Consider the following 12970-nt stretch of genomic DNA (forward strand, 5'->3'; position numbering starts at 1 on the left):
CACCGGGACCCTGCGGGCGGGGCAGGCACGGACCGCGCTGCTCGCGGCGCTGCTCGCCGGGAGCGATCCGGCGGGGCGCACGGCTGAGCTGCGGCGCATCGTCGCCGGGGGCGAGCCGGTCACCGCCGTCACGGACCAGGCCGCCTGAGCGGACCGTCAGAGGACCTCCAGGGCCGCCGCCGCGGTGAACTCGGCGTGGCCGCCCCGGAACAGCAGGTCCGCCGCCGTGAACGCCGGGTCGTCCGCGTGGGCCGTCACATAGGGGATCGCCACGCAGCGCATGCCCGCCGCGTGGGCCGCCGCCGCGCCCGGGGCTGCGTCCTCGAAGACCACGCAGTCGGCGGGGGCCGTGCCGAGCAGGGCGGCCGCGGCGAGGAAGACGTCGGGCGCGGGCTTGCCGCGCTCGACGTCCTCCGCCGATACGAAGGTGGTCAGCAGCGCGTCGAGGCCCGTACCCGCGAGGATCGCCTCGATGGCCGCGCGCGAGGAACCGGACGCCACGGCCATCGGCACCCCCGCGTCGTGCAGCCGTTCCACGAGTGCGCGCATCTCGGGGTGGACGGGGGTCCCGGCGCGGGCCAGCGCGAGATAGCGGCGGTCGAGATCGGCGAGGAGCTCGGCCACCGGGGCGGCTATCCCGTACTCCGTCCGCCAGAGCGCGAGCGTCTCGTGGGAGCTGATCCCGACGTAGCGCTCGTTCTCGGCCCAGGTGTAGGCATGGCCGGTGCGCTCGGCGAGCAGGGCCCGCGAGGCCTCGAAGTAGTTGGGCTCGCTGTCCACGAGAGTGCCGTCGAGATCGAAGATGACCGCGGTGGTGCCGAAGATGCTCATCCGGCAAGGATGCCAAAGGCGCAGGTGGGGCAGGCCTAGCGGGCGCCGGAGGCCGCGCCGCCCACTGCTTCGACCAGCGGGAGCAGCCGGTGCGGCACCCGCTCGCGCAGTGCCATCTCCGTCCGGGTGCGCACCACGCCGGGCAGTTGGATCAACTGCTGGACGACGTCTTCGAGATGGCCGTTGTCCCGGGCCACCACGCGGGTCAGGAGGTCGCCGCCGCCGGTGATGGAGTGCGCCTCGATGATCTCGGGCACGGCGGCCAGCGCGTCGCCCACCTCGTCCAGGTGCCCCTGCGTGACCTCGATGTGCACGAAGGCGAGCACCGGGTGGCCGAGCGCGGCGGGGGAGAGGAAGGGGCCGGTGCCGGTGATCACGCCGTCCCGTTCCAGGCGGTCGATCCTGGCCTGGAGGGTGCCTCGGGCGATGCCGAGGAGGCGCGCGTACTCGCGCAGGCTGGTGCGGGGCTGTTCGAGGAGCAGCCGCAGGATGCGGGTGTCGAGTTCGTCGACGGCCATGGTGCCAGGTTCTCCCAGGTGCGCGGGGTGATCGCTGGTGACTCTAGCCGCCGGACGCCGGACGCACGGCCCACGCCCGAGGCGTGGGCCGTGGACGCCGCTACTTGGGCGTGACCCAGATCTGCCGCTTGTAGGTGTTGGCCGACCAGAGCTGGACCTTGGTGCTGTTGGCGGTGGAACCGCCCGTCACGTCCAGGACCTTGCCGGAGGCGACGTGCACGATCTGGCCCTTGGCATTGACCGACCAGCGCTGCGAGGCGCCGTTGGTGCAGTCCGAGAGGGTGATCTTGTTGCCGTTGGTGCTCGCGTTGCCGTTGTTCGTCAGGCACTTGCCCAGCGAGCGGAACGCGCCGTCCTTCTGGAGGATCCAGGACTGCCCCGGACCCTTGTTGCAGGTGTAGAGCTGGATCTGGGTGCCGTTGGCGGCCTTGCCGCCCTTGACGTCGAGGCACTTGGCGCCGATGCCGGTGACCTTGCCCTGCGGTGCCAGCTGCGCCCCGCCGCCGCGCGCGAGGTGGCGCAGGCCCTGCATGTCGTACTGCTGGACGTAGGAGCCCGCGCGCTTGTCCTCGTAGGCGTTGACGGGCGTGCACATCACCGGGGTCTGGCCGGAGTCGGTGCCCTTGACGCAGTCGCCGCGCGTCGCGCTGCGGTTGGCGTGGGTGAAGCCCATCGTGTGGCCGAGCTCGTGGCTGATGTGGTTCCGGAGCTTCGCCTCGCCGCCGATGGCGGACGAGGGCTTGCCGTCCGCCGTGAAGAACTCGTCGTCGATGTAGGCGTGCCCGCTCGTCGTGGTCTCGGCCACGGAGGAGGAGTAGAAGCCGCAGCTCAGGTATTTGGTGCCGGAGCCGTCACGGACGACCTTCCAGCCCGTGCTGCCGCCGTCGGCGGGCGGGACGCAGGGGTGGTGCAGCAGGCCGATGACGACCTCGCCCTTGGGCCGGACGTAGTCCCAGCCGACCGGGACGGTGTCCACCGCGATGGGCAGGTTGGTCACGCGCTTCAGCTCGGCGGCCGACCGCTTGACGTAGGGGCCCAGCCAGTCGGCGGCCTTCTTGTCGTAGAACTTGATGGTGTAGCCGGTGCCGAGCAGCTTGGCGGGCCCGCCCGACTTCCAGCCCTCGCCCTGCGGCGGGGCGGCGGCCGCACGCGCGGCGGGGGCGGCGCCCAGCGACATGACGCCGTCCTTGAACGTCGTCCCGTCCGCCTTGGCGGCGCCGGAGTCGGCCTGGGCCGCGGGGGCGTGGGCCGCGCGCGTGGAGACGGCGTCCTTGCCGTCACCGCTGTCGGTGTTGTCCGTGCCGAACGCGCTGGGCGACAGCTGAAGCCCGGCCACGACGGCGGCCGCGGCACCCACCGCGGCCATGGTTATGCGGCGCTTGCGCGTGCCGCGCTTACGTGTGGAGCTCAATTCCCCGTTGTCCTCTCGCTGTGCAGCGTCTGCGGGACCCGGGCCGCCGCTGAGACGGGGCGTGCCCGGAGTCGAACAGATGATAGGCGTGAAGTACGGGGCGCGTGTGCCCGGTTGGGGCTCAGGGTGCACGGCGGGTGCCTCAGTGCGCGTCCTCCGTGGGCCGCAGCCCCTTGGGGATCTTGGCCCAGGTGAGCGCGGCGGCGGCCAGTGGCAGGACGGCGGCCATCAGGAAGGTGGGTGTCATCCCGTCGGTGAACGCACCCGCGGCCCGCGCCAGAAGCTCGGTACCGGCCGGTCCCGTGAGCTCCGACGCCACCCGCGCGGCCTCGCCGATCGAGTCTCCCGCCGCCGCTCCGGCGGCGTCCCCGAGCCCGTGACCGGGCAGGTTCACGCGGTACAGCGCGGTGGCGACACTGCCGAGGACGGCCACGCCCATGGCGGCGCCGAGTTCGTAGCAGGTCTCCTCGACGGCGGCGGCGCCACTGACGTCCTCGGCCGGGGTGGCGGCCATCAGCGTCACGGAGGCGGCGGTCGTCGCGATGCCGACGCCGCAGCCGAGGACGGCCAGTGCGACGGCGACCCCGCCGTAGCCGAGCGGACCCGCGAGCTGGAAGAGCCGGGGCAGGGCGAGGCCCGCCGTCATCAGGAGCAGCCCGCCGCCCATGACGTGCCGGATCGGCAGCCGGTGCATCAGCGCGGGCGTCACGAGCGAGGTCACGACCAGGCCGAGCGGCGCGGGCAGCAGCCGGATGCCCGCCTCCAGGGGCGTGTAGCCCTGCCCGTACTGGAACCACTGGGTGATCAGGAACAGGGCCGAGCCCAGGGCGATCATGCCGAGGAAGATCGAGGCCGCCGCGATGGCGAACGGCCGGGAGGCGAAGAGGCGTACCCGCAGCAGCGGGTGGGCGACGCGGAGCTGGCGGCGGACGAAGACGGTGAGCGCGACGGCGGCGAACACCAGGAGCGCCCAGGCCAGGGGGGAGCCGGGGCCGCCCTTGCCGAGCTGCTTGACGCCACCGGCCAGGGCGAGCATGCCGGCCACGGACTGGCAGACGCCCCACCAGTCCCAGCGGCCCTGCCGCGGCTGCCGGGACTCGGGCAGGACCCACAGGCCGAGCGCGATGATCACCAGCGCCACCGGGATGTTGACGAGGAACGCGGCGTGCCAGCCGTCGTGCTCCACGAGGAGGCCGCCGACGACCGGGCCGAGCGCCATGCCGCCGCCGAAGACGGCCGACCACACGGCGTACGCGAGGGCCCGCTCGCGGGCGTCGGTGAAGACCGCCCGCAGGATCGACAGGGTCGCGGGCATGATCGCCGCGCCACCGGCGCCGAGCAGCGCGCGGGCGGCGATGACCTGCCAGGCGGCGGTCGCGAAGACGGCGAGCAGCGAGGCGGCGGCGAAGACGCCGAAGCCGATGAGCAGCAGCCGCTTGCGGCCGAACCGGTCGCCGAGCGCGCCCGCGGTGACCAGCAGACCGGACAGCACGAGGGCGTAGACGTCGATGATCCAGAGCTGCTGCACGGAGCTGGGCCGCAGATCGGCGACGAGGGAGGGGAAGGCGACGTTCAGGATCGTGGTGTCCATCGCGATCAGCAGCAGACTGCCGGAGAGGATCGCGAGGACGGCCCAGCGCCGTGGATCACGCTGCGGGGACATGGTGGAACACTCCAAGTTCGAATGAGACATCAATGTCTCACACGGTACGTGCGAGTGTCCAACGATCGCCTTATCGCGTCGGAACCGCTCAGAGGACCCGCCGCAGCGCCTCCGGAGTGAGGTCCGCCAGCGTCGGATAGCCGTCGACGGCCATGAGGAGATCGGCCTCGGCGAGCAGCGAGCGCAGGACGTGCGTGACGCCGTCCGCCCCGCCGATGCCCAGCCCGTACGCGTACGGGCGGCCGACCCCGACGGCGCTCGCCCCGAGCGCGAGCGCCTTGACGATGTCCGCGCCGGTGCGCACGCCCGAGTCGAAGAGGACCGGGAGCCCGTCGGCGGCCTCGACGACCTCGGGGAGCACGTCGAGTGCGGGCAGCCCGCCGTTCGCCTGCCTGCCGCCGTGGTTGGAGCAGTAGACGCCGTCCACGCCGCCGTCCCTTGCGCGGCGGACGTCCTCGGGGTGGCACAGGCCCTTCACGATCAGCGGCAGCGAGGTCAAGGAGCGCAGCCACGGAAGGTCGTCCCAGGTGAGCGGGTTGCCGAAGAGCTGCACCCACTTCAGGACGGCGGAGCGCGGGTCCTGCTCGGGGTCGGCGGGGAGCTGGGCGCGGAAGACCGGGTCGGAGGTGTAGTTGGCGAGACAGTGCCCGCGCAGCTGGGGGAAGTTGGAGGTGCTCAGGTCGCGCGGGCGCCAGCCGGTGATCCAGGTGTCCATGGTGACGACGATGGCCTTGTACCCGGACTTCTCGGCCCGGTGCACCAGGCTCTCGGCGAGGGCGCGGTCGGTGGGCGTGTAGAGCTGGAAGAAGCCGGGGGTGTCGCCGAACTCGGCGGCCACCGCCTCCATCGGGTCCGCGGCGAGCGTCGAGGCGATCATCGGCACTCCGGTGCGCGCGGCGGCCCGCGCGGTCGCCAGATCGCCGTGCCCGTCCTGCGCGCAGATGCCGAGGACGCCTATGGGTGCCATGAACAGCGGGGAGGGCAGCGTCATCCCGAACAGGTCCACCGACAGGTCGCGCTCGGCCGCGCCGACGAACATGCGCGGGACGAGCCCCCACCGCTCGAAAGCGGTGACGTTGGCGTTCTGCGTCCGCTCGTCGCCCGCGCCGCCCGCCACGTAGGACAGCACGGAGGGCGGCAGCGCCGCCCGCGCCCGGGACTCCAGCTCCGCGAACGTCATGGGGAAGGCGGGGACCACACCGCCCAGACCGTTGAGGTAGATCTCGTCCTGGTAGTCCTTGAACGGACGGGGCTGCGCCTTCATGGGCCTGCCTCTCTCGGGCGGGAGCGGATCGACGGGAACCGGAACCGCAGTCTTGTTCGAACCCGATGTCAGGGTCAATGTCCCCGGCCCGCCGCGGACCCCGCCGCGAGCACCGGGATGAGGCGTGCCTTACAGCCGGATTGGCGATCAGCGGACGGGGGCATCACCGAGAGGCAGGACCGGCGCCGCCCAGTACCAGCCGCCGGCCGCACAGGACCGAGCCGCGGTCCCGGACCTTGCCCGCGGTGGTCACCGGTTCGTACAGGGAGGGGAAGTGATCCGCCATGCGTGCGCAACAGCGCGCCCGTAAGGCCACCACGGGGGTGGAGTACGCACTGCCGCAGGAGGCCGCTTCGGCGGGCCGGGCACGGAGGCTGACCTCCGCGTTCCTCGTCAGGCCGCACCGCCGCAAGACCGAGGTGCCCGCCGAGCGCGTCGACGACGCCACCCTCGTCGTCTCCGAGCTCGTGTCCAACGCCGTCCAGCACGCGCGGGGCGGCTGCCGTCTGCGCGTGGAGGTCTCGGGCGGCCGGGTGACGGTCGAGGTCCACGACGCGAGCCCGGTCCGCCCCCGGGTCCGCAAGGAGAGCACCGAGCGCGAGAACGGCCGGGGCCTGGCGATGGTCCGCGAACTGGCCCACCGCGTCGAGGTGGTACGCACGGAGCGCGGGGGGAAGACAGTGCGGGCGGTGCTGGCCTAGGCAGGCCTGCCCCACCCCGTCGAAACTCCGTTGCGGTGCGGTGGTCCCGCGCCCGACAGTGGGCCCATGACCACGTCTCTCAACCCGCCGCCCGGCCTGACCGTGCGGGCGGCGACGCTCGATGACGCGGACGCGGTGTGCGCGCTGCTCAATGAGGTGGACCTGCTGGAGACCGGCCGCGCCGACACCGGGCCGGACGAGGTCCTCGCCGGTCTCAGGCACCCCGGGGTGGACCTGGAGCGCGACTCCTGGCTGCTCATCGACGACGGCCGGCTGATCGGGTACGCACTGCTGTGGGACGACTCCCACGGCGAGCGGATCGACCTCGACCACTACGTCCTGCCCGGCAGGACCGACGGGGCGCTGCACCTCTTCGAGCGCGCGGAGAGCCGTGCCGCCGAGCGCGCGGCGGACAACGGCGCGGCCCGCGCCGTGGTGCACCTGCATCTCAACACCGCGCCCACCATGGACCTGGCGGCGCTGCGGGCCCGCGGATGGCGCACCGTGCGGCGGTACAACGTACTGGCCCGCTCGCTGGCCGCCGGGACCGACCCGGTGCCCGCCGCGCCCGCCGGTGTCACCCTGCGCGACTGCCGGGACGAGGACGACCGGCGGCGCGCCCACGCCCTGCTCCAGGAGAGCTTCGCGGACCACTTCGACTTCCGGCCGCGCACCTACCGGCAGTGGCTGGACGACATCCACGCCGAGCGCGCCGACTGGTCACTGGTGTGGATCGCGCACGTCGAGGGGGTCGGTGACGCCGCCGTGCTCCGCACCCACGACGACCGCCCCTCGATGGGCTGGATAGGCAACCTCGGTGTCCTCGGCGAGGCCCGCGGCCAGGGCCTCGGCAGCCACCTGCTGCGCCACGCCTTCGGGCACTACGCGGCGCTCGGCCGCGACCGGATCGGCCTCGGGGTGGACACCGACAACAGCAGCGGGGCGCTCGCCCTGTACGAGCGGCACGGAATGGCCCTCGACCACGCCGTCGACACCTGGGAGCTGGTCCGCCCGGTGTGAGGGCGGACCACGGGCACGGCCCGCGTCCCCACGGGGGTGGGACGCGGGCCGTGCGGTGCCGCGCCGTCCCCCTACTGCGGCACGTTCAGGACGAAGTCGAAGTCCGCCTCCTTCGCGTTGCCGACACCGCGGACGTTCATCAGCAGCCGGGAGTCGAAGATCGGGTCCGTGTTGTTGCGCGGCTCGCCGGGGAAGTAGAGCTGCGTCGTGAGGACCGGACGGCCCGGGGCCTGCACCTTGACGTGCAGGTGCCGGGTGCGCCCGGGATACAGGCCGGGAACGATCGTGGTGAGCTTGAATGCGCCGTTGGCGTCGGTGAACTGGTGCCCGCGGAAACGGAACCCGACGTTGTCATACGTCCCGTAGGTGTCGGCCTGCCAGAAGTCCAGCAGGACCTGGCCTATGGGGCGGCAGGCCCGCCCGAAGACATAACCCGTGACCGTGAGCCGCACACCGGGGGTGTTGGTCCCCAGGAGCGAGGTGCGGCGCGGGGAGTTGGGCTTGAAGTAGGGGCCCTCCATCTGCGGGGGAGTCGGGTCGTCGCCGTCGTCGCAGGTCGGGGTCAGCGTCGGGGCCTCGCCCCGTTCACCCGCCGTCCGGGCGAGGGCGGGGACACCCATGAGGCCCGCCACGGGCAGGGCCATGCCCGCCGCCGCGGCGGCCCTCAGCACCGTCTTGCGGCTCGGTCCCCTGCGCCGCCGCCCCGGCTCGGCGCCTTCGCCGCGGGTGCCGTCGTCGGGTCCGCGCCCGGTCTCGTCGTCCATCGCTCCTCCAGAGGGGTGGGGGTGGTTCCGGATCGACAGAGAAGCTATGCCGAGGCGGCGGGCCGGGCGATGGACTGGAGCCGGTGGTCGTGGTGAATATCGCCGGTGCCGCGCCGGAAGTCCCCCGGACTGGTCCCGGTCTCGCGGCGGAAGAAGCGGCAGAAGTAGGCCGGATCGCCGAACCCGGTCCGCGCCGCGACCTGACGTACCGTCAATTCTGTGTGCAGCAACAGGCGTTTGGCCTCGTGCACCCGGGCCTGCCGGATGAGTTCACCGGGCGTGCGGCCGGTGGAGGCCTTCACCGCCTCGCTCAGATAGCTCACCGAGACGCCGATGCGTTCCGCGCACGTCCGTACCGAGTGCGCTGCCCCGCCGGGGCCGCCGAGCAGCGCCACGAACTCCGCGGCCACCGAACCGGGCCGGGACCGGGGCGGCGCGGCCGGGGCGGCGACGGCCCTGGCCGAGGGCAGCCGCGCCGCCCGTACCACCAGGATGTGCAGCAGGGACCGCAGCACGCTGTGGAAACCGGCCGCACCCGAGCGGTACTCGCCGTCCAGGTCGGCGACGAGCCGCGCGGTCCACTCGGCGTCCTCGTCGCGCAGCGCCAGTGTGGCGCGCCGGCCGAGCCCGCGCAGGACGTCCCGGTCGGCCGGATGGTCCAGGAGGAAATCGTCGGTGAACAGGATGACGCGGCCCTCAAGACCGCGGGCGTCCTCCCAGTGGTGGACCTGGCCGGGCGCTATGAAGCAGAGGTGCGGCGGCCGCAGCGCGCAGCCGTTCAGGTCCACCACGTGTCTGCCGGTCCCCCCGGTGACATGCACGATCTCGTGGAAGGTGTGCCGGTGGGGGAAGGCCGCGCGGGACATCGGCCCGATGGTGTCGAAGGTGCCGATGGCGAAGGGCAGCGCGTTGGGCATCGGCACCTCCAGGCGGTGCGTCGGCATCCCGTCGCCGCACGGTTCTCCGTTGTTCCCCTCGCCGGGCAGAACCGTTGTGCCGCGCATCCGTCAGCTCCCTGTCCGAGTTCCGCTGTGTACGTGACCGTGTGTCGACGTGAGCGTGCCGCACGGACCACAGCTGTGGTCCATACCAGCCGACCGAACACGATGGCACCCAGCGGCCGGGAGCTCAACGGCCCCGGCGCGCCCGTACGGTGGCGACGGCGCCGCCCACCGCGCCCACCGCGAGCACGATCAGGCCCCGCGTCCACACCGCACGCTCGACCTGCGTGGCGAGCACGACGCAGGAGACCGCGCCGAGGAAGGGCACCACGAGCGGCGCGCGGAAGTGGTCGCGGGACGTCGCGTCGCGGCGGCGCAGCACCAGGGCCGCGGTGTTGACCAGGAAGAACACCACGAGAAGCAGCAGTACGAGGGTCGAGGCGAGCGTCGTCACATCACCGGTCAGCGCGAGCAGCAGGGACAGCGCCGTCGTCGCGGCGATCGAGGCCCACGGCGTGCGCCTGCGGGGCAGCACCCGGGTCAGGAACGACGGCAGCAGACCGTCGCGCGCCATGCCGTAGGCGAGCCGGGAGGACATGATGCCGGTGAGCAGCGCGCCATTGGCCACCGCCACCAGGGCGACGGCGCTGAACAGCTCCGTGGGGACGCCGCCCGCCTCCTTGACGACTTCGAGGAGCGGGCCGCTGGACTCGGCCAGCCTCCGGGTCGGCACGGCCGCCGCGGCCGCCGCCCCGACCAGGGCGTACACCGCGCCCGCCGTGATCAGCGCGCCGAACAGGGCGCGCGGGTAGGAGCGGCGCGGGTCGCGGGTCTCCTCCGCCACGTTGACGGACGTCTCGAACCCGACGAAGGAGTAGTAGGCGAGGACCGCGCCGGTCAGCACGGCCGCCGCCGGGCCGTGCCGCTCCGTCCCGAGCTGCCCGAGCCTGCCCACGTCGCCGTCGCCGCGCAGCACGATCCACAGGCCGAGCCCGGTCACCAGCACCAGGCCGCCCACCTCGATCACCGTGGCCACGACGTTGACCCGCGTCGACTCCTGGATGCCCCGGGCGTTCAGAAGGGCCAGCGCGGCGAGGAAGACGACCGTGACGAGCACGACCGGCAGCGTCACGAACTCGGAGAGGTAGTCGCCGCCGAAACCGCGGGCCAGCGCGGCGACCGACACGATGCCCGCCGCGAGCATGCAGAACCCCGCGAGGAATCCGGCGAAGGGCCCGTACGCCAGCGTGGCGTAGTGCGAGGCGCCACCCGCGCGCGGGTACTTGGTGACCAGTTCGGCGTAGGAGGCGGCCGTCAGGAGGGCCAGACAGAGCGCCGCGAGCAGGGGCACCCACACGGCGCCGCCGGAGTCGGCCGCGACCTGGCCGACGAGGACGTACACACCGGCGCCGAGCACGTCTCCGAGGATGAAGAAGTACAGCAGCGGGGTGGTCAGGGCCTTCTTGAGTGCCGTCGGGGCGCCGTCCGCGGGCCGCGACGTGGTGCTGGTGTCTCTCACGCGGAGCCGTGTACCCCGCGCGCGCCCGGCCAGGCGGAACCACCACCCGTACGGCGTCCCCGCGGCGCGGGGACGCTCCCTCAGCGGCGGCCGTCGGCGCCCTCCGCGCGACCGCCCGCACCCAGCAGACCCGTCGCCGAGAACTCCGAGCGCGTCAGCTCGTGCCGGGAGAACCGGGTCACGATCCCCGGCAGGGCGGCCCGCACCGCCTGCACGCCCCGGAGCCAGCCCGGCACGTACACACTGGGCGCCCGCCGCTCGACCGCGCGCACGAGGCGGTGGGCCACCAGCGTCGCGGGGTAGATCCTGCGGGCGGGCGGCGGCATGTGCGCCCGCAGCTCCCGCAGGACCGGGTGCTGGGCGGCGTCACGGATCATGTCCGTGTCGGTCCAGTTCAGGTAGGCGATGCCCACACCGACTCCCAGCGGGTCGAGCTCCGCGCGCAGGGCGTGGCCGAACGACTCCACGCCCGCCTTCGACGCGCAGTACGCGCTCATCAGCGGGGCCGCGCCGATGGAGGCGAGCGAGGCGATCTGGAGGTAGTGCCCCCGGGTGTCGAGGAGCTGCGGCAGGAAGGTGCGGGCGGTGACCGCGCTGCCCACCAGGTTGACCTCGATGACCCGCCGCCAGCTCGCGGGATCGGAGTCGACGAAGGGGCCGCCCTCGGCCAACCCGGCGTTGGCGACGACGACCGACGCGGGGCCGAGCCGCCCGCGCACCTCCTCCGCCACGCGCGCCATCGCCGCGTCGTCGGTGACGTCCACGTGCCAGTGGTCCGACACCGTCGGCAGCGCGCCGGAGACCCGGGCGAGCTCCCGTTCCTCCAGGCCGAGGAGCGCCACCTTCGCGCCGAGCGAGGCCAGCTCTCTGGCGACGGCCTCGCCGACCCCGCGCGCGGCGCCGGTCACCACGGCCGTACGGCCGCGCAGGACGGACCGCCGCCCGGTGGCGGACCGGTTCGGCACACCTCGACTGGTCACAGTGCGACCCCCTCGGAGTCGGTGATGGTGGCGTGCATGTTGCGCTCCATCATGAGCAGCGCCGCCTGGGCGAGGTCGGGATGGATGTGCGCGACCCCGTCCTCGGGCACCGTCACCCCCAGATGGCGGATGTGGGCGTCGAGCGCGGAGTACAGCACGCACTGCTCGGTCACCTGACCGGTGAGGACCACATGGCCGACGCCGAGCTGGGAGAGCAGATAGGTGAGCGGTGTCTCGTAGAAGATCGAGTGGCGGGCCTTCACCACGAAGAGCGAGGTGTCGTCCGGCCGCACGGGGCGGACCAGGTCGGCGTGCGGCCCCGACAGGGCGGTTTCGAGTATTTCCCCGTGGTGGGAGCGCCACTGGCCGAAATTGTCGTTCGCGTAGATGACGGGGACGTCCTCCTCGCGAGCCCGCTCGATCAGCCGCACGATGGCGGGCAACGCCTTGCGGACCGACGGAATGAGCTGTTCCGCGTCGGCATGATCGTACGTGTTGATCATGTCGATGACGATGAGCGCGCTCTTTCCCATGGGGCCCATGATGGCACCGCCGAGGGGAGCCGCACTTTCTCGGCCGCCGCGGCCCCTCCCCTCGGGCGTCCTCCGCCGCACAAGCGGAGGCGTGTGGTCCGTTGGCCCGCCCGCGGTTCAGTCGAACGGTGTTGTGGTGAGCCAATGGACCAGTGGTCACGGTCTCGGTTGAGCCACAGGCCGGACGGATGGTCTCATGTGACTGTCGATGGCGCTGCGGGACTCCGCGGCGCCTTTTTCATGCGGATTCCATGCGGATTCCCTGCGGGCTCCCTGCGGTTTCCTTCGGCGGGGCCGCACGGACGGGACGCGAAAGGGGCGGGCAAGCGGTGTTGAAGAGGGTGTTCGTGGCGCCGGACCCGGGACGTGCGCGGCTGCGCTTCGCCTCCCGGGCGGTCATCGGCATCGCCGGGGCGGTGGCGGTGTGCGGCCTGGCCGGGCATTCACTCGTAGCGGCGATCACCGGCGGGCTCGCCGCGCTGCTCGCGCTTTTCACCGTCGGCGACGCCACGGTGCGCGGCCAGGCGGTCACGACGGCCCTGCTGCCCGTCGTCGGATTCCCGGTACTCACCCTCGCCGCCCTGCTCCACGACGTGCCGGTGGCGCGCGACGCCGCCTTCCTCGCCGTCATGGGGGCGGGCGTGTACGCGCGGCGCTGGGGGCCGCGCGGGCACTCCCTCGGGGTGTTCGCGTTCATGATGTTCTTCGCGACGCAGTTCCTGCACACGGTCCCGGGCCAGCTTCCCGAGCTGTTCGCCGCCGTGCTGCTCTCGCTCTGCACCGCCGCCGCCGTCCGCTTCGGCGCCTGGTGCTACGAACGCGGGG

The 12970-nt window shown here is 72.9% G+C and carries 11 protein-coding genes and 2 pseudogenes; 3 read left to right on the plus strand and 10 right to left on the minus strand.

The annotated features are described in order from the left end of the window. Positions 1–156: 156 nt before the first annotated feature. The 5 genes from AB8Z36_RS12265 to AB8Z36_RS12285 form a co-directional block, all read right to left on the minus strand. Positions 157–831, minus strand: a complete 675-nt coding sequence (locus tag AB8Z36_RS12265) for an HAD family hydrolase (RefSeq protein ID WP_369213282.1) — start codon at positions 829–831, stop codon at positions 157–159. A gap of 35 nt (positions 832–866) precedes the next feature. Next, complete coding sequence (locus AB8Z36_RS12270; RefSeq protein ID WP_369213283.1) at positions 867–1349, minus strand: Lrp/AsnC family transcriptional regulator; 483 nt, start codon at positions 1347–1349, stop codon at positions 867–869. 100 nt (positions 1350–1449) lie between these two features. After that, positions 1450–2760, minus strand: a complete 1311-nt coding sequence (locus tag AB8Z36_RS12275) for a ricin-type beta-trefoil lectin domain protein (protein WP_369213284.1) — start codon at positions 2758–2760, stop codon at positions 1450–1452. 142 nt (positions 2761–2902) lie between these two features. After that, positions 2903–4423 (minus strand): MFS transporter, encoded by a 1521-nt coding sequence (locus AB8Z36_RS12280; protein ID WP_369213285.1) that lies wholly within the window; start codon positions 4421–4423, stop codon positions 2903–2905. Positions 4424–4511: 88 nt separating this feature from the next. After that, positions 4512–5687: an alpha-hydroxy-acid oxidizing protein gene (locus tag AB8Z36_RS12285; protein ID WP_369213286.1), complete on the minus strand. Its 1176-nt coding sequence runs from the start codon at positions 5685–5687 to the stop codon at positions 4512–4514. Positions 5688–5971: 284 nt separating this feature from the next. Between AB8Z36_RS12285 and AB8Z36_RS12290 the strand changes: the two genes are divergently transcribed. After that, entirely contained in the window at positions 5972–6388 is a 417-nt protein-coding gene (locus AB8Z36_RS12290) for an ATP-binding protein (RefSeq protein WP_369213287.1), read from the plus strand. A 66-nt stretch (positions 6389–6454) separates the two neighbouring features. Further along, positions 6455–7408 carry a GNAT family N-acetyltransferase gene (locus AB8Z36_RS12295; RefSeq protein WP_369213288.1) on the plus strand — a complete coding sequence of 318 codons (954 nt, stop codon included), beginning with the start codon at positions 6455–6457 and terminating at the stop codon, positions 7406–7408. 74 nt (positions 7409–7482) lie between these two features. Here the strand turns inward: AB8Z36_RS12295 and AB8Z36_RS12300 are convergent. From AB8Z36_RS12300 to AB8Z36_RS12320, 5 genes and pseudogenes are all read right to left on the minus strand, one after another. Next, positions 7483–8172: pseudogene (locus AB8Z36_RS12300) on the minus strand (dioxygenase family protein); the annotation flags it as partial. Between the two features lie 44 nt (positions 8173–8216). Continuing rightward, positions 8217–9176, minus strand: coding sequence for an AraC family transcriptional regulator (locus AB8Z36_RS12305; RefSeq protein WP_369213289.1), 960 nt, complete (start codon positions 9174–9176; stop codon positions 8217–8219). Positions 9177–9300: 124 nt separating this feature from the next. After that, the gene (locus tag AB8Z36_RS12310; protein WP_440581899.1) at positions 9301–10632 is read right to left on the minus strand and encodes an APC family permease; all 1332 of its coding nucleotides are present in this window, start codon (positions 10630–10632) and stop codon (positions 9301–9303) included. 80 nt (positions 10633–10712) lie between these two features. Further along, on the minus strand, positions 10713–11597 hold the full coding sequence (locus AB8Z36_RS12315; RefSeq protein ID WP_369213290.1) for an SDR family oxidoreductase: 885 nt from the start codon (positions 11595–11597) through the stop codon (positions 10713–10715). Positions 11598–11608: 11 nt separating this feature from the next. After that, entirely contained in the window at positions 11609–12145 is a 537-nt protein-coding gene (locus AB8Z36_RS12320; protein WP_369213291.1) for an isochorismatase family cysteine hydrolase, read from the minus strand. A 329-nt stretch (positions 12146–12474) separates the two neighbouring features. Between AB8Z36_RS12320 and AB8Z36_RS12325 the strand changes: the two are divergent. Continuing rightward, a pseudogene (locus tag AB8Z36_RS12325) lies at positions 12475–12970 on the plus strand (FUSC family protein); the annotation flags it as partial.

The organism is Streptomyces flavofungini (genome assembly GCF_041028215.1).
Classification (GTDB): Bacteria; Actinomycetota; Actinomycetes; order Streptomycetales; family Streptomycetaceae; genus Streptomyces; species Streptomyces flavofungini_B.

What these genes read in the sequence shown, in the direction of transcription:
- AB8Z36_RS12285 (WP_369213286.1), bottom strand. Translation starts at nt 5,687, where the DNA reads ATGAAGGCGCAGCCCCGTCCGTTCAAGGACTACCAGGACGAGATCTAC.
- AB8Z36_RS12305 (WP_369213289.1), bottom strand. Translation starts at nt 9,176, where the DNA reads ATGCGCGGCACAACGGTTCTGCCCGGCGAGGGGAACAACGGAGAACCG.
- AB8Z36_RS12265 (WP_369213282.1), bottom strand. Translation starts at nt 831, where the DNA reads ATGAGCATCTTCGGCACCACCGCGGTCATCTTCGATCTCGACGGCACT.
- AB8Z36_RS12280 (WP_369213285.1), bottom strand. Translation starts at nt 4,423, where the DNA reads ATGTCCCCGCAGCGTGATCCACGGCGCTGGGCCGTCCTCGCGATCCTC.
- AB8Z36_RS12295 (WP_369213288.1), top strand. Translation starts at nt 6,455, where the DNA reads ATGACCACGTCTCTCAACCCGCCGCCCGGCCTGACCGTGCGGGCGGCG.
- AB8Z36_RS12320 (WP_369213291.1), bottom strand. Translation starts at nt 12,145, where the DNA reads ATGGGAAAGAGCGCGCTCATCGTCATCGACATGATCAACACGTACGAT.
- AB8Z36_RS12270 (WP_369213283.1), bottom strand. Translation starts at nt 1,349, where the DNA reads ATGGCCGTCGACGAACTCGACACCCGCATCCTGCGGCTGCTCCTCGAA.
- AB8Z36_RS12290 (WP_369213287.1), top strand. Translation starts at nt 5,972, where the DNA reads ATGCGTGCGCAACAGCGCGCCCGTAAGGCCACCACGGGGGTGGAGTAC.